Annotated in this window: 26 protein-coding genes; 17 read left to right on the forward strand and 9 right to left on the reverse strand. The window is 63.3% G+C overall.

Annotation, left to right across the window (positions count from 1 at the left end; all coding sequences use genetic code 11):
• Window positions 1-27: 27 nt before the first annotated feature.
• The gene (locus QZ964_RS10895; RefSeq protein ID WP_292531626.1) at window positions 28-1,536 is read right to left on the reverse strand and encodes a bifunctional aminoglycoside phosphotransferase/ATP-binding protein; all 1,509 of its coding nucleotides are present in this window, start codon (window positions 1,534-1,536) and stop codon (window positions 28-30) included.
• A 72-nt stretch (window positions 1,537-1,608) separates the two neighbouring features.
• Complete coding sequence (locus tag QZ964_RS10900; RefSeq protein WP_292531627.1) at window positions 1,609-1,857, reverse strand: DUF2312 domain-containing protein; 249 nt, start codon at window positions 1,855-1,857, stop codon at window positions 1,609-1,611.
• A 183-nt stretch (window positions 1,858-2,040) separates the two neighbouring features.
• Here QZ964_RS10900 and QZ964_RS10905 point away from each other — a divergent pair, with 183 nt between their 5' ends.
• The 3 genes from QZ964_RS10905 (at window position 2,041) to QZ964_RS10915 (ending at window position 4,965) form a co-directional block, all read left to right on the forward strand.
• The gene (locus QZ964_RS10905; RefSeq protein ID WP_292531628.1) at window positions 2,041-2,526 is read left to right on the forward strand and encodes an RDD family protein; all 486 of its coding nucleotides are present in this window, start codon (window positions 2,041-2,043) and stop codon (window positions 2,524-2,526) included.
• An 86-nt stretch (window positions 2,527-2,612) separates the two neighbouring features.
• Window positions 2,613-3,344: an arginyltransferase gene (locus QZ964_RS10910; RefSeq protein ID WP_292531629.1), complete on the forward strand. Its 732-nt coding sequence runs from the start codon at window positions 2,613-2,615 to the stop codon at window positions 3,342-3,344.
• Window positions 3,345-3,612: 268 nt separating this feature from the next.
• Window positions 3,613-4,965 carry a L,D-transpeptidase family protein gene (locus QZ964_RS10915; RefSeq protein ID WP_292531630.1) on the forward strand — a complete coding sequence of 451 codons (1,353 nt, stop codon included), beginning with the start codon at window positions 3,613-3,615 and terminating at the stop codon, window positions 4,963-4,965.
• Window positions 4,966-4,974: 9 nt separating this feature from the next.
• Here QZ964_RS10915 and QZ964_RS10920 read toward each other — a convergent pair whose 3' ends face one another.
• Together QZ964_RS10920 and QZ964_RS10925 are read right to left on the reverse strand one after the other, a co-directional pair.
• A complete protein-coding gene (locus QZ964_RS10920; protein WP_292531631.1) occupies window positions 4,975-5,397 on the reverse strand; it encodes a hypothetical protein in 423 nt (140 codons plus the stop codon).
• Entirely contained in the window at window positions 5,394-7,259 is a 1,866-nt protein-coding gene (locus QZ964_RS10925; RefSeq protein WP_292531632.1) for a methylmalonyl-CoA mutase family protein, read from the reverse strand. Before QZ964_RS10925 ends, QZ964_RS10920 begins: the two co-directional genes overlap by 4 nt.
• Before the next feature lie 290 nt (window positions 7,260-7,549).
• Between QZ964_RS10925 and QZ964_RS10930 the strand changes: the two genes are divergently transcribed.
• From QZ964_RS10930 to QZ964_RS10960, 7 genes are read left to right on the forward strand one after another with little or no spacing between them, the layout of a single operon-like run.
• Complete coding sequence (locus tag QZ964_RS10930; RefSeq protein ID WP_292531633.1) at window positions 7,550-7,825, forward strand: acyl carrier protein; 276 nt, start codon at window positions 7,550-7,552, stop codon at window positions 7,823-7,825.
• Complete coding sequence (locus QZ964_RS10935) at window positions 7,826-9,061, forward strand: beta-ketoacyl synthase (RefSeq protein ID WP_292531634.1); 1,236 nt, start codon at window positions 7,826-7,828, stop codon at window positions 9,059-9,061. It begins immediately after the preceding gene.
• Window positions 9,051-9,446: a hypothetical protein gene (locus QZ964_RS10940; protein ID WP_292531635.1), complete on the forward strand. Its 396-nt coding sequence runs from the start codon at window positions 9,051-9,053 to the stop codon at window positions 9,444-9,446. The genes QZ964_RS10935 and QZ964_RS10940 overlap by 11 nt, the downstream gene beginning before the upstream one ends.
• Window positions 9,443-9,847 (forward strand): MaoC family dehydratase, encoded by a 405-nt coding sequence (locus tag QZ964_RS10945; protein ID WP_292531637.1) that lies wholly within the window; start codon window positions 9,443-9,445, stop codon window positions 9,845-9,847. The genes QZ964_RS10940 and QZ964_RS10945 overlap by 4 nt, the downstream gene beginning before the upstream one ends.
• Before the next feature lie 33 nt (window positions 9,848-9,880).
• Entirely contained in the window at window positions 9,881-10,741 is an 861-nt protein-coding gene (locus tag QZ964_RS10950) for an SDR family oxidoreductase (RefSeq protein WP_292531639.1), read from the forward strand.
• A complete protein-coding gene (locus QZ964_RS10955) occupies window positions 10,738-11,895 on the forward strand; it encodes a glycosyltransferase (protein WP_292531640.1) in 1,158 nt (385 codons plus the stop codon). The genes QZ964_RS10950 and QZ964_RS10955 overlap by 4 nt, the downstream gene beginning before the upstream one ends.
• Window positions 11,896-11,903: 8 nt before the next feature.
• Entirely contained in the window at window positions 11,904-13,199 is a 1,296-nt protein-coding gene (locus tag QZ964_RS10960; protein WP_292531642.1) for a glycosyltransferase family 2 protein, read from the forward strand.
• 21 nt (window positions 13,200-13,220) lie between these two features.
• Here the strand turns inward: QZ964_RS10960 and QZ964_RS10965 are convergent, their stop codons facing one another.
• On the reverse strand, window positions 13,221-14,033 hold the full coding sequence (locus tag QZ964_RS10965; RefSeq protein WP_292531644.1) for a protein-disulfide reductase DsbD domain-containing protein: 813 nt from the start codon (window positions 14,031-14,033) through the stop codon (window positions 13,221-13,223).
• A gap of 91 nt (window positions 14,034-14,124) precedes the next feature.
• On the opposite strand from QZ964_RS10965, the gene QZ964_RS10970 reads away from it, so the two are divergent.
• Window positions 14,125-14,775: a YqgE/AlgH family protein gene (locus tag QZ964_RS10970; RefSeq protein WP_292531645.1), complete on the forward strand. Its 651-nt coding sequence runs from the start codon at window positions 14,125-14,127 to the stop codon at window positions 14,773-14,775.
• Here the strand turns inward: QZ964_RS10970 and QZ964_RS10975 are convergent.
• From QZ964_RS10975 to QZ964_RS10990, 4 genes are all read right to left on the reverse strand, one after another.
• On the reverse strand, window positions 14,755-15,279 hold the full coding sequence (locus QZ964_RS10975) for a GNAT family N-acetyltransferase (protein WP_292531647.1): 525 nt from the start codon (window positions 15,277-15,279) through the stop codon (window positions 14,755-14,757). The genes QZ964_RS10970 and QZ964_RS10975 overlap by 21 nt on opposite strands.
• Complete coding sequence (locus QZ964_RS10980) at window positions 15,276-16,325, reverse strand: aldo/keto reductase (protein ID WP_292531648.1); 1,050 nt, start codon at window positions 16,323-16,325, stop codon at window positions 15,276-15,278. The genes QZ964_RS10975 and QZ964_RS10980 overlap by 4 nt, the downstream gene beginning before the upstream one ends.
• Window positions 16,326-16,335: 10 nt before the next feature.
• Window positions 16,336-16,995 (reverse strand): hypothetical protein, encoded by a 660-nt coding sequence (locus tag QZ964_RS10985; RefSeq protein ID WP_292531649.1) that lies wholly within the window; start codon window positions 16,993-16,995, stop codon window positions 16,336-16,338.
• Between the two features lie 90 nt (window positions 16,996-17,085).
• Window positions 17,086-17,922, reverse strand: coding sequence for a hypothetical protein (locus tag QZ964_RS10990; protein WP_292531651.1), 837 nt, complete (start codon window positions 17,920-17,922; stop codon window positions 17,086-17,088).
• A gap of 276 nt (window positions 17,923-18,198) precedes the next feature.
• Here QZ964_RS10990 and QZ964_RS10995 point away from each other — a divergent pair, with 276 nt between their 5' ends.
• The 6 genes from QZ964_RS10995 to cysD are packed head-to-tail and all read left to right on the forward strand — an operon-like array spanning window position 18,199 to window position 22,764.
• Window positions 18,199-18,570 (forward strand): 2Fe-2S iron-sulfur cluster-binding protein, encoded by a 372-nt coding sequence (locus tag QZ964_RS10995; RefSeq protein WP_292531653.1) that lies wholly within the window; start codon window positions 18,199-18,201, stop codon window positions 18,568-18,570.
• Window positions 18,570-18,893 carry a DUF2849 domain-containing protein gene (locus QZ964_RS11000; protein ID WP_292531655.1) on the forward strand — a complete coding sequence of 108 codons (324 nt, stop codon included), beginning with the start codon at window positions 18,570-18,572 and terminating at the stop codon, window positions 18,891-18,893. Before QZ964_RS10995 ends, QZ964_RS11000 begins: the two co-directional genes overlap by 1 nt.
• Window positions 18,890-20,614: a nitrite/sulfite reductase gene (locus tag QZ964_RS11005; RefSeq protein WP_292531657.1), complete on the forward strand. Its 1,725-nt coding sequence runs from the start codon at window positions 18,890-18,892 to the stop codon at window positions 20,612-20,614. The genes QZ964_RS11000 and QZ964_RS11005 overlap by 4 nt, the downstream gene beginning before the upstream one ends.
• The gene (locus QZ964_RS11010; RefSeq protein WP_292531659.1) at window positions 20,598-21,104 is read left to right on the forward strand and encodes a DUF934 domain-containing protein; all 507 of its coding nucleotides are present in this window, start codon (window positions 20,598-20,600) and stop codon (window positions 21,102-21,104) included. Before QZ964_RS11005 ends, QZ964_RS11010 begins: the two co-directional genes overlap by 17 nt.
• Window positions 21,101-21,850, forward strand: coding sequence for a phosphoadenylyl-sulfate reductase (locus tag QZ964_RS11015; RefSeq protein WP_292531660.1), 750 nt, complete (start codon window positions 21,101-21,103; stop codon window positions 21,848-21,850). Before QZ964_RS11010 ends, QZ964_RS11015 begins: the two co-directional genes overlap by 4 nt.
• Window positions 21,847-22,764, forward strand: a complete 918-nt coding sequence (gene cysD / locus QZ964_RS11020; RefSeq protein WP_292531662.1) for a sulfate adenylyltransferase subunit CysD — start codon at window positions 21,847-21,849, stop codon at window positions 22,762-22,764. The genes QZ964_RS11015 and cysD overlap by 4 nt, the downstream gene beginning before the upstream one ends.
• Window position 22,765: the final 1 nt, after the last annotated feature.

Consider the following 22,765-nt stretch of genomic DNA (forward strand, 5'->3'; position numbering starts at 1 on the left):
GGCGCGAGTGGGCTCATTATGCGTGCATCATTCCCGTAAGGGTAACGTGTGGCGGGACTCAAAAACGTTCTTGATCTGGGCGGCAATCGATTCCCTATCTTTCGAAGCGTCGACCTTGAGCCATGCGATCGCGCCGGTCGCTTTCTCCATTTGAGCCTTCAGCACGTCGCGGGTGGCGTCCGACACGTCGTCGACGCGTGCGTCGACGCGCGCCACGCGCCGCGCGAGATCGAGATCGAGCCAGACGCCAAGGAACGGCGCGCGCGCACGGTCGGCCGCGGCTCTGATCGCTTCGCGGTCTTCAGGACGATCGAAGACGGCGTCGACGATGACCGGCCAGCCGAGCGCGGCTATTAGCGCCGCCGAATCGAACATCTCGCCGTAAACTTTCGCCGACACGGCGCTCGCATAGGCTTCCTGCGGCAGACGCGCGGTCGGCGGGACGCCAAAGAGCCGCTTGCGGATTCGGTCGCTGTTGATGACGCGCGCGCCGGGCGCGCATCCGATCAATGGCGCGAGCGCTGCGGCGACGCTCGACTTGCCCGACGCGCTGAGGCCGCCAATCGCGATGACGGCGCCTTTGGCCGGCGCGAGCAGCGTCATCGCGAGACCGAAATAGAGGCGCGCGCGTTCGGCGTTTTGCTGCGAGGCTTCGACATGGGCGCGTATGGCGGCGCGCAGCGACATGAAAAAGGGGAGCAGCGGCAGGCCGTCGGTCTCGTCGCGTGCGTCGAGATAGCGGTTGAAGGCGAGATTCGAGAAGGCGGGCGCGCCGATTCGCCAAAAATCCATCAGCAGGAAGCCGATGTCGTAGAGCACATCGATGGTCGCGAGCTCCTCATCGAATTCGAGACAGTCGAAGAGGGTTGGCGCGCCGTCGAACAGACAGATGTTGCGCAGCGTCAGATCGCCGTGGCAGCGGCGCACCTTGCCATGCGCCTTGCGCCTGTCGAGAAGCGCAGATTGCGCATCCAGCTCATCGCCCAGCCGCGCGACGAGCGCGTCGATCTGTTCCGCGCTTGCGGCCCCCGCATGGCGCAGGCTCTGAGCCGTGTCGTCGAGCGTTCGGCGCATCGACGCCGCGCCGCCCTTCTCATAGTCCGGCGCCGCCTCGTCGTGGGTCTTCGCGACTCGACGCGCCAAGGCCTCCACCATTGCGCCCGTCAGGCGGCCGTCCGTTGCGATCTGTTCGAGGAGATCGGCGTCGGCGAAGCGCCGCATGACGACCACCGCGTCGATCGTTTCGCCTGGACCATCGAGCGCCAGCCCGCCGTCCGCCTCGCGGGTCACGCGATGCGCACCGAGATAAAGTTCGGGCGCGAAGCGCGTGTTGAGCGCCGCTTCGCGTTCGCACATCTCCAATCGGCGGCTCGGCGTCGAGAAATCGAGATAGGAAAAGCGCACCGCCTTCTTGAGCTTGTAGGCGTGCGTCCGGCACAGCGCGACGACGGAGATGTGAGTCGTGACGATCCGCTCCGCGCCGCCGTCGAGCGAGGCGAGAAAGCGCACGATGTCGTCCTGCGCGCCAAAATCCATTCTGCGCCTCGACTTAGCCCCGCCAAAACGCCTGCCGTGTAACGGTCAAGTCGTTTCGACGTCCGGAGGAGGCTATTCCATGCCGAGCGCGGAGAGATAGAGGTCGAGGATTTCCTCCTCCTCCTGCCGCTTGTGCTTATCCAAACGGCGTATCGACACGATCTTGCGCATCACCTTGGGATCGAACCCGGTCCCCTTTGCTTCCGCGTAGACATCCTTGATGTCGTCGCCGATCGCGCGCTTTTCCTCCTCGAGCTTCTCGATCCTCTCGATGAAGGCGCGCAAATGTCCGCCGTCGACGGCGTTACTGGTCATGTGCATTCCCGAGGCTGCTCCGGGCGGGCAGGGGGCGCGCGCCGGCTGGGCGGGAGCCTTGCGCCAAACCAGCCGCGCCCGTCAAGACGGCGCGCCGACTAATCCCCGAATTCCGCACCCCGAGCGCGCACTTGAAACCGCCTTCTAGGCAGCCGATCTTTGGCGGGCCAACCGAAAGGCGTTAAGTTGATGACCGAGCGCGATCCCTTTACCGCCAGCCGAGAGCCGCCGATCAACCCGATCGGCGCGCGCGCCGCGCCATACATTCCGCCTCAGGCGCTCGAGGGCGTGCGCACGCGCCGCATTATGGCCGTCATGCTGGACTTGATCCTCGTCTCCGGCATGTCGGCGGCGCTTTTCGTCGCGCTCCTCATTCTTAGCGCCGGACTGTCGGCGTTCCTCCTGCCGCCGCTGTTTCCCGTCGTCGCATTCTTCTATAACGGCCTGACGGTCTCCGGACCGCGAATGGCGACGCCTGGAATGGCGTTCATGGATCTGGAGATCCGCGCTATGGACGGAAATCCCGTGCCGTTTCTGCAGGCGGCCATGCACGCTGTGCTATTTTACCTTACCTGGCTGTTCCCGCCGCTGCTGCTCGTGTCGCTGTTTACGAGTGACAAGCGCTGCCTGCACGACATCCTTGCCGACGTAATCGTTTTGCGGCGCTCGTCTTAATTTTTGCACCTTCGGGGCTGCAAATCAGACTGTGGCGTGCGCCGCATGAGAGCTCTAGATTAACTTCGTATCTGGGATCATAGAGCGTGACGAAAGAGCCGCGCGACGCGCCGCAATTCTATCTGACCTCTCCGGCGCCGTGCCCTTATTTGCCGGGCCGGGAGGAGCGGAAGGTCTTCACTCATCTGATCGGACTTCGAGCGCCGGCGCTCAACGACACGTTGACCCAATCTGGCTTTCGCCGCTCGCAGACCATCGCCTACCGCCCGGCCTGTGAGCAGTGTCGAGCCTGCGTTTCCGTGCGGGTGAAGATCGACGAGTTCAGCCCCTCGCGCGGGATGCGGCGCATCCGCAGGCGGAACGCCGATCTTGTCGCCGAAACCCTTCCGGCGCGCGCGACGCATGAGCAATACGCCTTGTTTCGCCGCTATGTCGGCGCCCGCCATTCCGACGGCGGCATGGCCGACATGAGCATGGTCGATTATCAAATGATGATCGAAGACAGCCACGTCGACACGCGGCTCATCGAATATCGTCTCGTGCGCGCAAATGGCGAGATCGGCGCGTTGGTCGCCTGCTGCCTGACCGACCGGCTCTCTGACGGGCTGTCGATGGTCTATTCCTTCTACGAGCCGGAACTGGAGTGCCGCTCGCTTGGAGCCTTCATGATTCTCGATCATGCCGAGCGCGGCCGCAGCTTCGGCCTGCCGCACGTCTATCTTGGCTATTGGGTCGAAGGTTCGCGCAAAATGGAATATAAGTCCCGCTTCCTGCCTCAAGAGCGTCTGGGCATGAGTGGATGGGTCCGGGTGGACTGAGCCCCGCGCCTCGCCCCATTGAGCGCGGCTCGCGAAAATGCGGAACCCCGGTGGTTGGCGCAGCGCGTATTCTAAGCGTTTGAGATTGATCGATTAATCTTGATTTAGGCGCTTACGCCCAAAGGCAGCGCGATCGAGCACGCAGTCACAAAATCGCCGGACTATTCGCGCCTTGTTAACGTCGAAGATGCACAACTCGATCAAAACAGTCGGCGCAGTCCTCTAGACGCGTCGTCTTTTGGCTTGACCGCCGGGGCGCTTTCCGGCGATGCGATTGGAGCGATCTGTGCGAGAATCCGCATTTTTGCAGTTTGTCCGCGGCGTTGCGCTTGTCGTCGGCGCAGTCGCGCTCGCGCCGGCCTGCGCCGCTTTGGAACAGGATGGACAGGCCGAGTGGGCGCAGCGCTATGACGCCGACGCCCGCCTCACCGTGTCGCGTTCGACCACTCCCATACTTTCGACCCAGACGGTGGCCGCGACGGAAGCTGCGATCCAGCGCTTTCGCGAAATCGTCGGCAATGGCGGCTGGCCGCAGGTGCCCTCGGGTCAGCAATTGCGGCTCGGCTCGAACGGACCGGCCGTCTCGGCTCTTCGCCGTCGGCTGATCGCCTCGGGCGACATCGGGCCCGAAACCGGCGCAAGCCCGGTGTTCGACTCTTATGTCGAGGCGGGGGTGCGTCGATTCCAGGCCCGTCATGGCGTCATCGCGACCGGAGTCGTCAATCAGCAGACGGTCCAGGCGATGAATGTTCCGGCCGAGACCCGGCTGCAGCAGCTCGAAACCAACCTCGTGCGTTTGCGCAGCTTTTCCCGCGAACTCGGCAACCGCTACGTCACCGCGAATATCCCCGCCGCTACGGTGGAGACCGTGGAGAACGGCGAGGTCATGACCCATCACATGGCGGGCGTCGGCAAGATCGACCGGCAGTCGCCGGTGATGCAGACCAAGGCGATCCAGGTCAATTTCAATCCGTTCTGGACCGTGCCGGCGTCGGTGATCCGCAAGGACCTCATCCCCAAGATGCAGGCGGATCCAAACTATCTCAACGCCAATCACATCCGTGTTTACAACAAGGACAATCAGGAGCTGCAGCCCGAGCAGATCAACTGGCGCTCGCTCGATGCGCTCAATTTCCGGTTCCGCCAGGACATCGGCGGCGACTTCAACTCGCTCGGCGTGGTGCGCATCGATATCGCCAACCCCTATGGGGTCTATATGCATGACACGCCCGCGAAGGGCGTTTTCGGCGACGATTTCCGCTTCGTCTCGTCGGGCTGCATCCGGCTTCAGAACGTTCGCGACTATGTCGCCTGGCTCTTGAAGGAGACGCCGGGTTGGGACCGCGACCATATCGACCAGGTCATCGCTTCCGGCGAGCGCGTGGACGTCAAGATCACGCCGGCCGTGCCGGTTTACTGGGTCTATGTCACGGCGTGGGCGACGCCGGACGGGGTCACCCAGTTCCGCGAGGACATCTATCAGCGCGACGGGCTCGGGCTGCGCTCAGTCGGCGCCGATCAGGCGGCCCCGACGGTCGTGCAGGCGGCGCGTCCGATGGCGTCCGATGGTTTGATTCAGGGCGACGACGACAGCTATTTCGAGGAGCGCCCGCGGCGATAGCCGCAGCGCTTATTGCCCCACAGCGTCGCCGCGCGTCGCGCGCCAGGTTCCGCCGCAAAGGTCGGTCGACGACGACCACGCGCCGGAGCCCTTGCCGTTGCGAAGCGTTCCGTGAAAGCGCACGACGCGCTCGCCTTCACCCGTGAACCTTGCGACGATCGTTCCCTCTTCGTCGACATAGCCCCAGGCGGAGCCGGCAGGGCCGGGCGCGGCGGCGATCTTATTGTCGACGATGTCGAAGGACGGCGGGATCAAGAGCTGGCATTCGCCGACCGTCGTCGCGGCTTCGATGCTCCATCTGCCGTTCGTATCGCCGACCGGGCCTGAAAGCGTCTGTTCGTTCTCCGGCTTGGCCTTTTGGCCGTGCGGCTGTTTGGCGTATGCGCCCCCAGCCGCCACGCAGGCTGCAAGCGCCAACGCTAGAATTCTCATTTGGCCTCCGAAAGCGCGCCTCGCAGCGCGCCATGCATGTCGCAGCCTGCGTAGATAAATTCGGTCACGCCGGCATGGCGCAAGCGCTCCTCGAGTTCCCCAGGCCGGCCGGCGAGATAAATTTTGGCGCCAGCGCCTTTGAGCGCAAGCGCCGCCGTCTCCGCAGCGTCTCCATAGACCCTGTCGGATGAGCAGATGCAAGCGAGTTTGGCGCCGGATTCCCGGTAGGCGTTGACGATTTCGATCGTCGATTCGGATTCCGGGCCGAAAACGGCCTCGACGCCGCCGGCCTCGAAAAAGTTCTTGGCGAAATTCGCCCGCGACGTGAAGGCGGCCACCGAACCGAGATTGGCCAGGAAAATATTGGGCCGGCGCCCCGTGTCGGCGAAATAAGCGTCCGATTCCTCGCGCAGCCGCTCAAATGGCTCGGCAAGACGATGTGGCGCGAGCGCGGCGCTTCTTAGCCCGCCTTCCGGCGGCTCGACGCTTTCGGCGGCCGCGTCGTAGGGCGCCAAAACCTCGAGCGCGCCCTCGTTTATGTCGGGAAACTGGTTTGCGCCGATGAGCTTGTCCTTGGCGCGAGCCGTGTTCTTCACCCGCAGCGCCGCGGCCTCCGCGACGCGCGCCTGGAACGCTCCCGTCTCAAGCGCCTTGGCGAGACCGCCTTCGGCTTCGATCTCTTGAAACAGCGCCCACGCCCGCTGGCACAGCGCGTTGGTCAGCGCCTCGAAGCCGCCGGCGCCGTTCGTCGGATCGTCGACGGCGTCGATATGGGCTTCGTCTTGCAGGACAAGCTGGGTGTCGCGCGCCAGCCGTCGGGCAAATTCATCGGGAGCGCCCAAAGCCTGAGTGAACGGCAGCACCGAGACGGCGTCGGCGCCGCCGACCGCCGCCGAGAAGGCGGCGAGCGTCCCGCGCAGAATATTGTTCCAAGGATCGCGACGCGACATCATCCGCCAAGCTGTCTCTGCGAAAACCAGCGTCGGCATTGGATTGACGCCGCAGGCCTCTTCGACCCGCGACCAGAGGCGCCGGGCCGCTCGGAATTTGGCGACGCCCAGCAATTCGTCGGCGTCAGCGCTGAATCGGAAGGCGATCAGGCGCCGCGCCCGATCGAGATCGACTCCGGCGTCAGCCAAGGCCCGGAGATAGGAGAGCGCCGACGACAGCGCGAAAGCGAGCTCCTGCGACTCGGTCCCGCCGGCCGCATGCACGACGCGGGCGTCCGCCACCGCAGTCGCGTAGCCGTAGCCGGCGTCCGCAGCGGCCCTCACGTCCCGCGCGAAGCTTTTGGAGGCTTGCGACCACGGCTCCGCGGCGAACCCGTGCCGCGCCTGTGCGCCAAGGGGATCGAAGCCCATCGAAACTCGGGTGAGCGACGGTTCGATGTGGCGACGGTCGATGAGGCGCATGAGCGCCGCGCCGGCGCGAGGCGCGCGCGGCGAATGGTCAAGCGTTATGGGAATGCCGTAGTCGAGACGAACATTGGCGAGCGTGTGGGCGATCGCGTCATCGTCGTCGCCGGCGAGTCCTCCGCCATAGGTGCCGATCGCGCCGGCGAAGACAAGATGGAGTCCGTCGGCGCCGCCATCGAGATCGTGCAGCGCCAAGCGGTTGGCGGCGTCGGCGTCGGAGACGTCGACGCGCGCGAGTATGGCCCAGCGCCCGGGGTTCGTCCGCAGGGCCGGGACGGGCGAACCTGCGGCGTGGGCGTAGAGCGGCCCAATGGAAAGACCGTCATAGGTCCTGGAGACGAGCGTTTCGAAGGACGCGCCTTTGAGCGCGCGCTCGACGAGAGCGCGCCATTGGGCTTCGGTGGCCTGTGGAAAAGCACCCGCCAGCGCCGTCTCCTGTCCCGTCATGTTCGCCGTCGCCCTCCGTTGTTTCGCGCGGCCTTTTCGCATGAACCCGTCCGCCGGGCCACTGCAAATCCGTCAATTGCGGAGCGGGCTTTATTTTCGGGGCCAAACGCCTTAACCAGTGCCGATCGCGCTTCGGGCGGGTGAGCGGCGCGTGAGAGCGGAATGGCGGGAGTAAGAGTCGGGCGGTCCGGCCGTGCGGCCCGATGAGAGGCGTCGGATCGGCGTCGCCGCGTCAAAGCGCCGCGCGGGCCATCGCCAGGCGGCGAAGAACCCCTGAAATGGAGGGACTCGTGACAGACAATGTGCAGGACAAGAGTCAGCTCGTCGACGAGATCGTAGAGGTGATCGCATCGGAAGGGATGGTCGATCGAAGCAAGATCACTCCCGACGCGTCGATTGAAAGTCTCGATCTCAAATCCGTGGATATAGTTATGATTCTCACGGCGCTCGAAGAGAAGTTTAATGTCTATATCCCGATGGATGGATCGCTGCAGGAAGCCAAGGACGTTAAAAGTCTGATCGAGGCGATCGCAGATCATATTCAGAAAGAACGCGAGAAACAGTAAATGGCGTTCTCGCGAGCGCGCCCCCAAGGGCGCCGCGTCGTTATTTCCGGCATGGGCGCTGTCTGCGCCTCGGGCGTCGGCGCGCAAAAGCTCTGGGAAGCGGCGCGCGACGGCGTCGGCCAGATTCGTCCGCTCAAGACCGAACGCCCTTACGACGGCCGTATCAAAATGGCTGCGCAGGTGCCCGACTTCGATCCGGCCGAACACATCGAAGCCAATGTCCTTCCGTTCTGCGATCCCTTTACGCAGTTCTGCGTCGTCGCGGCCGACGAAGCGATGGCGCAGGCGGGGTTTGGGCGCAAAGACGTCGCCGGGCCCGGAACGGCCGTCATCATCGGCTCCGGCATCGGCGGCATGACGACGATCGAGGACGGCATCTATCGATATTATGTCGAAGGAACGCGGCCCGAGATGCTCAGCGTCCCCAAGCTCATCCCGAGCGCCGCGCCCGCGACGATCGGCATGCGCTATTCCTGCCTCGGCCCGACCTTCGCCATAGGCAGCGCCTGCTCGTCGGCGACGCAGTCGATCGGACTCGGCATGCAGATGATCAGACAAGGCCTCGTGGACAAGGCGATCGTCGGCGGCGCCGAAGCCTGCGTCATCAATGCGACAATCCGCGCCTGGGAGGGCCTGCGCGTGTTGACGCCAAGTCTGTGCCGCCCCTTTTCGAAGGGCCGCAACGGCATGTCGCTTGGCGAAGGCGCCGCCGTGTTCATTCTCGAAACAGAGGAGTCGGCGCGGGCGCGGGGCCACGAACCCTTGTGCGAACTCGCCGGCTACGGAACCACGAGCGACGCCAAGGACCCGGTGCGCCCCGATCTCGAAGGCGCGGCAAGTTCGATCGCTTTGGCGCTGGAAGACGCCGAAATGGAGCCGCAGCAGATTCACTACGTGAACGCGCATGGCACCGCGACTCACGCGAACGACATCACCGAAGCCGAGGCGATTTTGCGCGTGTTTGGCGACTATGGGCGCGTGGTGCCGGTGTCGTCGACGAAGCCCATTCACGGTCACGCGCTCGGCGCGAGCGGCGGCCTGGAGCTCGTCATCACCATTAAGGCGCTTCGCGAACAAATCGCGCCGCCGACGATCAATTTCCTGGAGCGCGATCCCAAATGCCCGCTCGACGTTGTCCCCAACGCCGCGCGCCAGCACAAGATCGATGCGGCAATGTCGAATTCTTTCGCTTTCGGGGGGATCAACGCCGTGTTGATCGTGCGTCATGCCGCTTGAGCCGCTGCGCGCCCTGGGTCCGTTTCGGCTGCGCGTCGATCCGGCGCGCGTCGCGGCGTACGCGCGGGAAACGGGTGGCGACTGCGCGAGCGTGCCGCTCGCCTATCCCGCCGTCTGGCTTAGCGAGCCCTCGCTTTTTTCAGCGGTGCACGACCTCTGCGCCGAACTTGACGTCGTGCCCGTGCATGAGTCGCAAAGCTTCTCCTATGACAAGCCTCTCGTCGCCGGAGAGAGCTATGATTTGAGCGTCACCATGAGCCGCGAGGAAGCGCCGCCGCGCCTGATCATGGCGGCGATTGTCGCGACGCCTGGCGGCGAAACCTGCGCGCGAATCGAAACCCTGTTGCGGCTGGTCCCGCGCGCCGGATTTGGGAGCGCGTCATGAGCGACGCCATCAAGGTCGGCGACCAATTGCCGGAGACCGTCATTGGTCCTTTCGATGCGTCTTCGCTCGTGCGTTACGCCGAGGTGTCGGGCGACGCTAATCCCCTGCATCTCGATGATGCAGTGGCGGAAGCGATCGGCCTGGCCGCGCCGCCGGTGCACGGTATGAAGCTTCTTGCCGCCTTTGAACCGATGCTGAGAGCGTGGCGCGGAGACCTCGTCATCGCTTCGCTTGCTGGAAAGTTCGTGCAGCCGATTTTGCGCGGGGAGACCGTCAGGCTGTCGGGACGCGTGCTGCGCGCGAGCGACGACGAGATTTTCGTCCGACTTACGGCTTATGGCGCGGCTCGGGCGCCGGGCATTGTCGGCGAAGCCACTCTGCGGCCGAAGGCGGCGACATGAATTTCCGGCTGCTCAGCGCAACGCGGTCTTCAGATGCCTAAAAGCGCCGTTCGCGTTTTTATCACCGGCGCCTCCAGCGGGATCGGGCGCGCGCTGGCGCTCGCCTATGCGCGCGAGGGCGCGAGCCTTGTCTTGCTAGGCAGGGACGCCGAGCGGCTTGAGGCGACCGCGCGCGCCTGTCTCGCCGACGGCGCGGAAGAGGCCGAGACTCATGTCGCCGACGTGCGGGATCGCGAAGCGATGGCGCGCATCGTTCAGTCTGCGCATGACAACCGCCCCCTCGACCTTCTCGTCGCCAACGCCGGCGTGTCGACCGGACTGTCGCCCGGCCAGATTCTCGAAACGCCCGAGGCGGTGCGCGCCATGCTCGCGATCAATGTCGCAGGGGTCTTCAACGCCGTCGAGCCCGCCATATTGCCGATGTGCACGCGTAAACGAGGCGCCATCGCCATCGTGGGCTCGATGGCCGGCGTGCGCGCGCTCCCCCATTCGCCCGCCTATTGCGCGGCGAAGGCATGCGTTCACATGTGGGCGGACTGCCTGCGCGCCCAACTCGCGCCCTATGGCGTGCATGTCGCGCTAATCGTGCCGGGCTATGTGAAGACGCCCATGTCGGCGCGCACCATTGTGAAGACGCCCTTTTCGGCGCGCGCCATCGCAAAGACATCAGCGTCGGCGGGCGTCGAATCCTGGCAACCGGGCGCTCTTTCCGACGAAGAAGCCGCACGCATCATCAAGAATGGGCTCGAACGCCGGCGCAACGTCATCGCCTTTCCGCGGTATATGTATTGGGCGATGCGCCTCTTCTCCCTCTTGCCGGCGGCGCTCGTCGACGGCGCCCTGCGCCAGTTTCCCGCCGAAGTGCCGGAGACGTCGGAGCGCGGGGAAAGGTGATCTTCGACGTTATCACGTGGACGGCGGCGGTCTATTGGCTCATCGCGATGGCGCTGCTGGTCGCCTCTGTTGCGGCGACAATCGCGCAACCTTGGATCGCCGCGCGCCGCGCCACGCGTCGAGACCGGCCGCCGGTCTCGATAATTCTTCCGGTCAAGCTGCTCGAAAAAGGGTTCGACCGCACGCAAGAATCCGCGCTGACGCAGCACTATCGCGACTTCGACGTGACGGTGTCCGCAACCGACCTCGATGCGCCTGCGGTTCAGCGCATGCGCGTCATTCTCGCGCGCCATCCGACCGCGCCTTCGCGCATTCTCCTTTCGACGGCGAAATTCGCGGTCAGTCCGAAGGTCGACAATCTTTACGCGCCCGTCATGCAGGCGGCGCAAGACGTCATCTTCGTGAAGGACGCCAATGTACTGCTTGAGCCGGATGCGTTGACGCAGCATATGAGACAGCTGACAGATGAAGTCGGGCTGGTTTGCGCCATTCCTTACTGTGCGCGGCTTGAAAATTTCGCCGCCCATGTCGAGGCGGCGATCATCAACGGTCCGCATGCGCGCGTGCTGTTTCTCGCCTCCGCGTTGGGGCAGGGACACGGCATCGGAAAAATCATGCTATTCAGGCGATCCGACTTCCTGCGCGCGGGCGGCTTCGACGCGATTTCCCATACGGTCGGCGAAGACAACGCCCTGGCGAAGGCGATGCGACGGATCGGCAAGTGGCCGGTTTTCTCCCATAGACCCGTCCGGCAGGAGCTTGGCGCTCGCCACTTTGTCGATGTTTATCACCGGCAATTGCGTTGGATGGTTATCCGCCGCAACGACGAACTCATTTCATTCTTGGCCGAGCCAATATGCCAAGCGGTTCCGGCAGTTATCGCCTCAGCCCTCGCCGCCCCGCTCCTCGGCCTAGCCCCCACCGTCGCCGGGTCGGCGACGCTTTTGCTGTGGTTTGCGCTCGAGACATTGCTTTCCATGGCGAAAGGATGGCAGTTATCTTGGGCGGCGCCCGCGGTGTTCGTGGTTCGCGAGGCGACGATGCTGGCGGTCTGGTTGAACGCCTGGGTCACCGACCAGGTGGTCTGGGCGAAGGACAGCGTGAATGCGCGCGCCGGGGCTAAACCTCCGCCGGTTCCGCATGAAGAAGGATAGGCCGTTTGGTGCTGGGGCTTTTTCAATTCCTTGTCGACGCGGTCGTGATTGTCTGCGCCTCGATACTGCTCGCGATCGGGATCGGTTATCTCATCGTCATCGGCCGCTTCTGTTACGACCAGCTGCGGCGCGTGCGCGATTCGGAAGCGCCCGCGACGCCTGACCGGGATTTGCCGCGAGTGCTGCTTCAAATCCCCGTGTTCAACGAGCCGCTCGTCACCGAGCAATCATTGCGCTGCGTCGTGCTTCTGGACTGGCCCAAGGACAGGCTGCGCATTCAGCTTCTCGACGATTCCACCGACGAGACGAGCGCGCGCGCCGATGCGGTGGCGGCGGAGCTTCGCGCCTGCGGCGCCGTGATCGACCATGTGCGGCGCGCCGACCGCTCGGGATTTAAGGCGGGCGCCTGCGCGCACGGCCTCGCGATCACCGATGAACCCTTTGTGGCGATGCTCGACGCCGACTTCCGTCCGCCGCCCAATTGGCTCAGGCGAACGGTCCCGCTTTTTTTGACCGACGATCGCGTCGGGTTTGTGCAGTCGCGCTGCGAGTTCCAGAATTTCGAAAAGAACTGGCTGACGCGCGCGCAGGGTCTCGTGCAGGACGGACATTATCTCGTCGAGCAGCGCTCGCGCGCGCATGCCGGCTGGCTCTTCCAGTTCAACGGCACCGGCGGCATATGGCGGCGCGCGACGATCGACGACGCCGGCGGCTGGTCGGACTATTCGCTATGCGAGGACCTCGATCTCACCGTGCGCGCGGCGCTTAATGGATGGCATGGGCTGTTTGTCTCCGAGCCGCCGATCCCCGGTCAGGTGCCGGAAGGGATCCGCGACTTCCGCCGCCAGCAAAGGCGTTGGTCGAATGGCTTCGTTCAGGTCGCGCAGAAAACTATTCTGCCGATCTGGCGCTCGCCGTGGAGTCTGACGCGCCGCCTGATGGCGATCTCCCTCATCGCCCATCAGATTTTCTTTCCGGCTGCGGCAATCGGCTTCATCGCCTTTGTTCTAGGCGGAATCCTGCACGGTTCTCTCTCGCCGTACGCCTACCTGCTGGAGATTGTCGGCGTTATGACGGGCTTGGTGGCGATCGGCATTACGCTTCCGCCCTATCTGGCGTTAAGACGCGGGACTGTGGCCGACTATCTGAAGACCGTCGCGTCGATTCCGCCGCTGATGATCTATCTCGCCTTCGCCAATGGCGCCAAAATCTTGCAGACTCTGCGCGGACGCAAATCGACGTTCAAGCGCACGCCAAAGCTCGATCACGAGCCGGCCGCCCCAATCGACGCGGGAGTGGAGTAGGGCGAGGCGCGAAGCGCGCCGTCATTCGAGTCGCGTCGGAGCTTCGAAAGCGCCGGCGTCGGTGATGATCGTCAGCGTCGCATCGGCAGCCTTAGCCGGCGCGTCGCCGGAAAAAAGCTTAAGCTCGAAAACTTCTCCCGCCCGCGTGCTTTCGATGAAGAACGGCTCCGCCGCTTCCGCAAAGACGTCCGTCGCCTTGCCGGGACCGAGATAGCGAAGCCGCCATGATCCATCCGCGCCGCTGCGCGACAGCGCAACGCGCTTCTTCGCTTCCTCCGCGCTGAGCTTTTTCGGCACGAGCCGTTCCGCCTCCGCGATCGCCGCCGCATGCGGCGAATCGCCCTCGCGTGGCAGCTCCAGCGACAGATCGGCGCGTGCGGGCAGGCAGATCTTGCCGCAGGACGCATAGTCCAGCACGAGATTGAGCGTTACCGGCGCGTTCGAGTCGCGGGGCGTCACCGTCAAAGGCAGCACGACGCGCGACTCATAGCCGGCGACGACGGTTCCGGCCTCGTCGATATGCTTGGGCACGGGAAATGACGGTTCGACCTTGGCGACATTGACGGATTTCGAAAAATCGAACGCCGGCGGCGAGCCTGCCTCGCCGGGCTGGCGCCAGTAAGTGACCGTTTGAGGATCGAGCGCGATTTCGACGGCGGCGCGATAAGCGCCGCCCTGCGGAGGGCCGGCCGCCAGAAGCCGGGCACTGGACGCCGCGCCCTTAACGACCGCAGAGGCGAAGGCCGCGTCCTTGGCGAGCGACTCGGTCAAAAGGCCCTGCGCGAGCGTTACGGCGGCTAGCGGCGCGAGTAACAGGAATTTTGAGCGCGTCATCGGTTTGCGGCGGCCCGTCCCTCAGTCAAGGCAGTTAGTTACGTCATCGGCGCCGCTTGTTCTCGAGACGCGGCGAGCGTAGCATGACCCTATGAGCCCAGGCGGCAAGAAGCAAGATTTCGCGGCGACCGCGAGCGAGCGCCGTGGCCGTCGGCCTGGCGAGCGCCGCTTTCTCGACGGCCAGTTGCTGGTCGCGATGCCGAGCATGTTGGATCAGCGCTTCGCTCGGTCGGTGATTTATCTTTGCGCCCATTCCGAAGAAGGCGCCATGGGCATCGTCGTCAATCAGCCGGCCCGCGTGCGCAATTTCCCCGATCTGCTGGTGCAGCTGCAAGTGATCGCCCCGCAGGAGCGCATCAGCCTGCCGCGCCGCGCTGAAGACATTCAGGTTCTGTCGGGCGGACCGGTGCAGACCGACCGCGGCTTCGTGCTGCATTCGCCCGATTTCTTCCTGGACAATTCGACCCTGCCGATCGACGACGGCGTGTCTCTCACGGCGACCATCGACATTTTGCGCGCCATCGCGGCAGGACACGGACCCGACCGGGCGCTGCTCGCGCTCGGCTATGCAGGCTGGGACGCGGGTCAGCTCGAAGAAGAAATACAGCGAAACGGCTGGCTGAATTGCCCTGCCGATCCCGCCTTGCTGTTTGACCGAGACCTTGGGACGAAATACTCGCGCGCATTGCGCTCGATCGGCGTCGATCCCGAACGGCTGTCGTCAAACGCCGGACACGCCTGACGGTCGGCCGCAGATCCGGCCGAAAGCTGGCGCATAGTCGACAGTTCCTTCCGCAGCCGGAAGCGCGCCGTTGAGCGCCAGCGCCAGGAAATGCGGTCCTGCGTAGGGCGAAGCAAAACCGGCCGCAGGCTCGGGTCGAAATCCGAAGCGGCCATAAAAGGCGCCGTCGCCCAATACAAAAATCGCGCGCCACTGGTCGTCCTGCGCACGCGCCAAGCTCCAGCGCAAAAGAGCGCTGGCGACGCCCTTGCTGCGATGCGCGGCGGCGACGGCGACAGGACCGAGCCCGAGCGCCGGAAAGGCAGCGCTCATCCGGGACAGGGCGGCGTAGCCGACGATGACGCCGTCAATGGCGGCGATGCAGCCGAAGACCAAGTCGCCTTCCTTGCGCAGCGCGTCGACGAGTTCAGCCTCGCCCGATCGTTGGAAGGCTGTGAGCAGCAACGCGCGTATGGCCGGATGATCTTCGGCTGTTTCTTCGCGAAGAATTGCGCTTGCGGTCATGGCGCAGGATTGCTGTAGAGATGGTGGACGGCGTCGATGCGCCGCTCGATTTCAGGCGTGATCTTGAATTCGATCGAAGCAAGGTCGGTCTTGAGCTGCGCCATCGTCGTTGCGCCGATGATATTCGACGTCACGAAGGGCCGCGAGGTGACGAAGGCGATCGCGAGTTGCGCCGGATCGGCGCCGACATCTCGCGCCAGCGCCAGATAGGCGGCGATTGCGTGTTCGACTCCTGGCTTTTCATAACGCTGCGCGCGCTCGAATAGCGTGGTGCGCGCGCCGGGCGGCCGCGCGCCGCCCTGGTATTTGCCGGTAAGGTAGCCTTGCGCGAGCGGCGAATAGGCGAGCAATCCCACGCGCTCGCGCTCGGCGAATTCAGCAAGGCCGATCTCGAACGTGCGGTTGACGAGATTATACGCGTTTTGAATCGAAACGACGCGTGGCCCATGGCCGAGTTCGGCGGCGCGCAGGAAACGCGCGACGCCCCATGGCGTTTCATTCGACAGGCCGATGTGGCGAACCTTTCCGGCGCTAACGAGGCGCGTCAGCGCTTCGAGCGTTTCTTCAATTGGAATTTCGTCCCGTTTTGTCGGTCGTCGATAGGTCGTGCCGCCTGCGCCCCAAAGCGGCAATGAGCGATCCGGCCAATGCAATTGATAAAGATCGATGTAGTCGGTCTGCAGTCGCTTGAGCGAACCATCGATCGCATAATCGATATTCTTGGCGTCGAGAACGGTTCCGGCCCGCTCGGGGCGCAACCAATTGGCGTCGCCACGCCCGGCGACCTTGGTGGCGATGATCGCCTTATCGCGGTTCTTGCGCGCGGTAAGCCAGCTTCCAATAATGCGCTCGGTCGAGCCTTGAGTCTCTTGTCTTGACGGGATGGAATAGATTTCCGCCGTGTCGATGAAATTGACGCCGCAATCAAACGCATAGTCCAATTGGGCGTGACCTTCGGCCTCGCTGTTCTGCTGTCCCCAGGTCATGGACCCCAGGCAAATCGCCGAGACGGAGAGGCCGCTGTTTCCGAGCTTGCGGTATTCCACGACGCGATCCCTAACCGAGACATTTGCCCGACTGCAGCTCCAGCCGCAGTTCGAAGCTCTGAAACTGAGTGAATATCGGCAAGAGCCATGATTTGAGCGTGTTGCGAACCGCGAAGGAGTTTGCTGGCGGCGCGTCGCTCATCAAGGCGGAGAGCGACAGACCGACATCGTCGAGCGCTCGCGCCACCGGCGCCTCGAGGCGCGGGATCACAAACTTGCCGCTTGGAGGGTAGCGTGCAAGCACCGCGAGCGAGTCCTGGCCAAGCGGCGAGGCGCCGCGATTGTGAATGACGCTCATCGTAAGGTCGGGCCATGTGGTCTTCAGGACGAGCGCGCCATTCGCCGCGCTCTGCGTCGCATCCGTCTGAAAGAGCACGACAGGCTCGACGCCCTGCCGCCGTGTTTCTTCGAGAAAGCCGATTTCTGCGATGGTCGTGAACAGGCGTTCATAGGAGCGATGACAGACGTCCACGATCTTCGGCCTTTCGTCGGCGACGAGCAGGCGGTCGAAGAGGGAGATCTGTCCTTTCACGTCGCTCAGATCGGCGACGCGCGTCCGTTCCGGAAAGAACAGCGCATAGACCGGCTCGCGGACATCGGTGTCGAAGCCCTCGACGCCGACATTGCGCCAAAGATAATAGTCGGTGAGCAAACGCGCCGCCGTGGTCACGCCCGTTCGTGAATGCGGAGAGCAAACGAAGAACGCTAGCGTGCGGCGCGTCATATGGCCTTCGCGAAGAATGGCGCGCGCCCGCGGCCGCTATCGCCTCTTTTCGCCGACAAGATCGAGTAGGCCCACTCGTTCGAACTCGTCGGCGACGCGCGCCAGCCAGGTCCGGACATAACCGCGCAACACAAAGGAATGTTCGGCAGGCCGGCCCTGCGCATCCTGATTCGCGATGAATGTCGAGAATGGCGCGCCAGACAGTTCGACCTGCTCGTAGGCGAGCTCGCTAAGTTTGGGGATGGTGATCTCGCCTGAAGTGACCACATCCTCGAAATATTTCGCGTGGGTCTGCGGATCCCACTCGAAGAAGGTCGTGTCGTTGACGTGATTCTTCACCATGAAATAATTGGCGTCCGCGACATAGGGCGCAATCTCGGCGATTTCCTCCAGCGAAGAGATGGAGGAGCCGATCACATGCAGCAGGACGAAGCGGAATTCGCCGCTTTTCACTGCGTCGAAAAATCCGATCTCGTCGAGAGCCTGAAGCGCCGGGCTCAGACCGCCGGCGCGCACGTCGATGACGCTGACCTTGGCCTGCGACGTATTCAGCGTGTCGATAATCTTCATCTGATCCGACGGTTCGGTCAGATCGACGATCATCGTCTCGTCGGGGTGGAAACGATGCAGCGTTCCGCGCGGCGTTTCGGTATCGAAAGCGCGCGCATGGATGTCATTGAGCGAAAGGAAATCGAGGATCGCTCTGGCGATTGTGGTCTTGCCGACGCCGCCCTTGTCAGCGCCGACGACGATGACCGCGGGGCGAACGGCGGCGCTTGAGGCGGCGACCGGAGCCTCGGCCGTCCGACCCTGGCTCGCGGGCTCCCCTTTAGCTGGCGCTCCCTTGGTGATTTTGACCGGCTTCTTAGCCATGAGTGCTCCTATCGGATCTCGCGATGGCGCCGCTGTTAATGACTGACAAGAGTGCAGCAAACATGGTTTTCAGGCGCTTGTCATGCCCTGATTGAGCTAGTCGCAGATGGCGCTCCAAATGTGAACAGACCAAAACAACGCAGAAAATATGTTATTTAATAGGAAGCTCCACAATTCTTTGTAAATTGACATTCGTGCGGTTTAGAGGTTTATGCGTTCGAAATACAGAACGTCCGCAACGGTGCCCCGAAGCGGACCACTCGACGCGTCTACGACATGAGCAACATCGAGAACCTGGCGGCGCAGCGGCCTGCAGAGTCATCGCAGCAAACGCTGCCGACCCTTCACGTTGAGGATCGCCACGGCGTCGTCCATGAACTGGAGGCGGTCGAAGGCTGGCGGCTGATGGAGATTTTGCGCGACCATGGCGTCGGCATGGACAACACCTGCGGCGGCGCGCTCGCATGCGCGGAATGCCATGTCATCCTCGATGCGGAATGGACTCAGCGCGTGCCGCCGCCGAACGAAGAGGAAATCGAAAAACTCGATGAACTGCCGATGCTTTTCGAACATTCGCGTCTTTCCTGCCAGATCATCTGGTCGGATGAAATGAGCGGGCTTCGATTGAAGCTGGCGCAGGAAACGTGATGGCCAGCTTCAAGCATCCGCAGATCCTCATCGCCTCGAATCTTAGCGACGGCGAAGTGGTGTTTCTCGGCGCGTCAGGCTGGGAGCGCGACCATCGCCGCGCCCGCGTTGCGCTGAACGCCGAAGAGGCGGCGGCGCTCGAAGTTTTCGGCAAGCGAGACATTTCGGCCAATCGCGTGGTCGATGTCTATCTCGCCGACGTCGAGATCGGCGGCGACGGCGCGCCCACGCCAGTCCATTATCGCGAGAGAATGCGCGTCAAGGGACCAAGCGTGCGGCTCGATCTTGGCAAGCAGGCCGCAGCCGGGCGAGGCGCGCCATGACCGCCCTCGACTTGCGCGTCGCGCAGCGGCCCAATTCGCCGATGACGACCTATCGCTATGATGCATACGACGCCGCTTTTGTGCGCGAGCGCGTGGCCGAGTTTCGCGAACAGGTGCGCCGGCGGCTTTCCGGCGCGCTGACCGAAGAAGAATTCCGGCCGTTCCGATTGATGAACGGACTCTATCTCCAGCTTCACGCCTACATGCTGCGCGTCGCTATTCCTTATGGGACGCTGACCGCGCGCCAGATGCGTCGGCTCGCCGATATCGCCGACAAATGGGACAAAGGTTACGGCCATTTCACGACGCGCCAGAACCTGCAGTACAATTGGCCGAAGCTCGTCGATACGCCTGACATTCTTGAAGCGCTCGCCGACGTCGAAATGCACGCCATTCAGACCTCCGGCAACTGCATTCGGAATGTGACGGCTGATCATTTCGCCGGCGTTGCGCCGGATGAAATCGAAGATCCGCGCCCGACAGCGGAGTTTCTCCGTCAATGGTCGAGCCTGCATCCCGAATTCTCGTTTCTGCCGCGCAAGTTTAAGATTGCGGTGACCGGCGCAGAGCACGACCGCGCTGCGATCATGGTGCATGACATCGGCCTGCGCATCGTCAGCAACGCTGTGGGCGCGATCGGCTATCAGGTCGTCGTCGGCGGCGGTCTCGGCCGTTCGCCCTTTATCGGCAAGGTCGTCGGCGAATTCGTGCCGCGCGCAGATCTGCTCGCCTTTCTGGAAGCGATCATGCGCGTCTACAACCGCTTCGGCCGGCGCGACAATAAATATAAGGCGCGCATAAAAATTCTCGTCCATGAGACGGGAATCGACGAAATCCGCGCTGCGGTCGAAGCCGAGTTCGCGTCGATGGACCGCTCGATTTTCTGCCACGATCCCGAGGAATTTGAGCGCATCGCCGGCTTCTTTGCGCCGCCGCCATATGAATCGCTGGCGCGTGACTCTCAAATGCTGCACGCCGCGAAACTGGAAACGCCGGCTTTTGCCAATTTCGTCGACGTCAACGTCAGCGCGCACAAGACCCCCGGCTACGCCATCGTCACCGTCTCATTGAAGCCCATCGGCGGCGTCCCCGGCGACGCCACGTCCGATCAGATGCGGGTGCTGGCCGACGCTAGCGAGCGCTTCGGCTTCGGCGAACTGCGAGTCAGCCATGAGCAGAATATTATCCTGCCGCATGTGAAGCAGGACGACCTTTTTGCGCTATGGCGGATGCTCGACGCCGCCGGTCTCGCGACGGCGAACGCCGGCCTCGTCTCCGACATCATCGCGTGCCCGGGTATGGATTATTGCTCGCTTGCGACTGCACGCTCGATTCCAATCGCGCAGGCGATTTCGAAGCGCTTTTCGGACATGTCGAGGCAGCGGCGCATTGGCAAGCTCGGCATCAAGATTTCCGGCTGCATCAACGCCTGCGGCCATCACCATGTCGGCGCGATCGGCATTCTCGGTCTTGAGAAAAAGGGCCAGGAATCCTATCAGATCACGCTCGGCGGCGATCCGACCTTTTCGGCGTCAATCGGCGAAATTCTCGGACCTGGCGTCACCGTCGAGCAGGCGCCGGACGTGATCGAGCATCTCGTCGATTTCTACCTCGCGGAACGCGAGGAGGGCGAAGCCTTCATCGACACGTGGCGCCGGCTCGGCCATGCTCGTTTCAAAGACGTTCTGCGTCGGGAGGGCGAAGATGGCGCTGATATCTGACGGCCGCTTCGTCGAGGACGCTTGGCGCCGTCTCGCTGACGAAGAAGCGCTGCCGAAAGCAGGCAAGGTCATCGTGTCATTCCCGCGACTCGAACATGCGCTCGAGGTCCTTGGGCCAATGTCGTCGCTTGGCGTCATTGTTCCGAACACGACCGAACCGTCGGCGCTCGTGGAGGCGCTGCCGCGACTGGGCCTCGTCTCAATCTCCTTCCCCGGTTTCGCCGACGGCCGCGGCTTTTCCTTGGCGCGTCTGCTGCGGCGCGCGGGATTTAAAGGGGAGCTGCGCGCCAGCGGGCGGCTTGTCGCCGATCAGTATTCCCATGTGGTCGGCAGCGGTTTCGATACGATCGAAATTCCGGATGATCTCGCCGAGCGCCAGGACGAAGAACAGTGGCGCGCCGCGCTCAACGCCTATTCGATGAGCTATCAGCGCGGCTATACCGGGCGCGGCTCGATTCTCGAGGCGCGCCGGAGGGCGGCGCGGTCATGAAGGCTTCAATCGCTGAAACGTTGGCGCCGCGGTTAGCGCCGCTCGATCTCGACCATCGTTTGCTGCTGTTGCGCGAGTTCATTCCTGGCCGGATCGTGTTCACCACGAGTTTCGGGATAGAGGATCAGCTCATCGCGCATTCGATCTTTACGCAGGGCCTCGATATCGACATCGCGACCATCGATACGGGCCGGCTGTTTCCCGAAACCTATGAGCTGTGGGAGCGTACCGAAGCGCGCTATGCGCGGCGCATTCGCGCGGTCTATCCGCAGGCTGCGCCGCTTGAAGCGCTGATCGAAGAGCAGGGAATCAACGGCTTTTATAACTCGGTGGAAGCGCGCAAGGCCTGCTGTCATGTGCGCAAGGTCGAACCGCTGTCGAGGCTGCTTGCCGGCGTTTCGGCCTGGGTGACGGGACTTCGAGCGGATCAGTCGCAGGCGCGCGCCGATGCGCCGGTCATCGACTTCGACGAGACGCACAGGCTGCTGAAGCTCAATCCGCTTACAGACTACACGCGCGACGCCGTCGTCGCGGCGGCCGAGGAGTTTTCCGTGCCGATCAACGATCTCCACGCCAAGGGCTTTTTGTCGATCGGCTGTGCGCCATGCACGCGCGCCGTGCTTCCGGGCGAGAGCGAGCGCGCCGGCCGCTGGTGGTGGGAAGATGACGGCAAGAAGGAATGCGGCCTTCATGTCGGCGAAGACGGCGTCTTGCGCCGCGGAGCGCCGCAAGAGGTGAACCAATGACCGCGCTCGCCGTGCGTCAGCTCGGCTATCTCGATCGACTCGAGGCCGAGAGCATCCATATCATGCGCGAGACCGTCGCCGAATGCGAACGGCCGGTAATGCTCTATTCCATCGGCAAGGACTCGGCGGCGATGCTGCACATCGCCATGAAAGCCTTTTATCCATCGAAGCCGCCGTTCCCGCTGCTCCATGTCAATACGACATGGAAATTTCGCGAGATGATCGAATTTCGCGACCGTCGGATGAAGGAGCTTGGCCTCGAGCTGATCGAATATATCAATCCCAAAGGGATTGAGATGAACATCAGCCCGTTCGCCCATGGCTCGAAGCTTCACACCGAGATCATGAAGACCGAAGCGCTGAAACAGGCGCTGGACAAACATGGATTCGACGCCGCCTTCGGCGGCGCGCGCCGCGACGAAGAGAAGTCGCGCGCCAAGGAGCGCGTGCTCTCGTTCCGTACGGCGCAGCATCGTTGGGACCCGAAGAATCAGCGGCCCGAATTCTGGCGTCTCTACAATACGCGAAAGGCGCCCGGAGAGAGTCTGCGCGTTTTTCCCATGTCGAATTGGACGGAAGCGGATATCTGGGACTACATCGCCCGCGAGGACATTCCGGTCGTTCCGCTCTATTTCGCCAAAGAACGGCCGGTCGTGCGCCGCGGCGGCACGCTCATCATGGTCGACGACAATCGCATGGAGCTCGCGCCGGGAGAATCGATCGAACATAAGATGGTGCGGTTTCGCACGCTCGGCTGCTATCCGCTGACCGGAGCCATAGAAAGCAACGCCGCCAGTCTCGACGAGATCATTACGGAAATGCGCGAGAGCCGCTCTTCGGAGCGCCAGGGGCGGCTGATCGACCACGACGGCTCCAGTTCAATGGAGCAAAAGAAACAGGAAGGGTATTTCTAAG

The sequence above is a fragment of the Methylocystis sp. genome, assembly GCF_021731785.1.
Lineage (GTDB): Bacteria > Pseudomonadota > Alphaproteobacteria > Rhizobiales > Beijerinckiaceae > Methylocystis.

Excerpts from the sequence above, each read along its gene's own strand:
- cysD (WP_292531662.1), top strand. The coding sequence starts at position 21,847 with ATGACCGCGCTCGCCGTGCGTCAGCTCGGCTATCTCGATCGACTCGAG.
- QZ964_RS11010 (WP_292531659.1), top strand. The coding sequence starts at position 20,598 with ATGGCGCTGATATCTGACGGCCGCTTCGTCGAGGACGCTTGGCGCCGT.
- QZ964_RS10995 (WP_292531653.1), top strand. The coding sequence starts at position 18,199 with ATGAGCAACATCGAGAACCTGGCGGCGCAGCGGCCTGCAGAGTCATCG.
- QZ964_RS11000 (WP_292531655.1), top strand. The coding sequence starts at position 18,570 with ATGGCCAGCTTCAAGCATCCGCAGATCCTCATCGCCTCGAATCTTAGC.
- QZ964_RS10965 (WP_292531644.1), bottom strand. The coding sequence starts at position 14,033 with ATGACGCGCTCAAAATTCCTGTTACTCGCGCCGCTAGCCGCCGTAACG.
- QZ964_RS10950 (WP_292531639.1), top strand. The coding sequence starts at position 9,881 with ATGCCTAAAAGCGCCGTTCGCGTTTTTATCACCGGCGCCTCCAGCGGG.
- QZ964_RS11015 (WP_292531660.1), top strand. The coding sequence starts at position 21,101 with ATGAAGGCTTCAATCGCTGAAACGTTGGCGCCGCGGTTAGCGCCGCTC.
- QZ964_RS10915 (WP_292531630.1), top strand. The coding sequence starts at position 3,613 with ATGCGATTGGAGCGATCTGTGCGAGAATCCGCATTTTTGCAGTTTGTC.
- QZ964_RS10900 (WP_292531627.1), bottom strand. The coding sequence starts at position 1,857 with ATGCACATGACCAGTAACGCCGTCGACGGCGGACATTTGCGCGCCTTC.
- QZ964_RS10905 (WP_292531628.1), top strand. The coding sequence starts at position 2,041 with ATGACCGAGCGCGATCCCTTTACCGCCAGCCGAGAGCCGCCGATCAAC.
- QZ964_RS10970 (WP_292531645.1), top strand. The coding sequence starts at position 14,125 with ATGAGCCCAGGCGGCAAGAAGCAAGATTTCGCGGCGACCGCGAGCGAG.
- QZ964_RS10895 (WP_292531626.1), bottom strand. The coding sequence starts at position 1,536 with ATGGATTTTGGCGCGCAGGACGACATCGTGCGCTTTCTCGCCTCGCTC.
- QZ964_RS10945 (WP_292531637.1), top strand. The coding sequence starts at position 9,443 with ATGAGCGACGCCATCAAGGTCGGCGACCAATTGCCGGAGACCGTCATT.
- QZ964_RS10925 (WP_292531632.1), bottom strand. The coding sequence starts at position 7,259 with ATGACGGGACAGGAGACGGCGCTGGCGGGTGCTTTTCCACAGGCCACC.
- QZ964_RS10920 (WP_292531631.1), bottom strand. The coding sequence starts at position 5,397 with ATGAGAATTCTAGCGTTGGCGCTTGCAGCCTGCGTGGCGGCTGGGGGC.
- QZ964_RS10935 (WP_292531634.1), top strand. The coding sequence starts at position 7,826 with ATGGCGTTCTCGCGAGCGCGCCCCCAAGGGCGCCGCGTCGTTATTTCC.
- QZ964_RS10940 (WP_292531635.1), top strand. The coding sequence starts at position 9,051 with ATGCCGCTTGAGCCGCTGCGCGCCCTGGGTCCGTTTCGGCTGCGCGTC.
- QZ964_RS10990 (WP_292531651.1), bottom strand. The coding sequence starts at position 17,922 with ATGGCTAAGAAGCCGGTCAAAATCACCAAGGGAGCGCCAGCTAAAGGG.
- QZ964_RS11005 (WP_292531657.1), top strand. The coding sequence starts at position 18,890 with ATGACCGCCCTCGACTTGCGCGTCGCGCAGCGGCCCAATTCGCCGATG.
- QZ964_RS10975 (WP_292531647.1), bottom strand. The coding sequence starts at position 15,279 with ATGACCGCAAGCGCAATTCTTCGCGAAGAAACAGCCGAAGATCATCCG.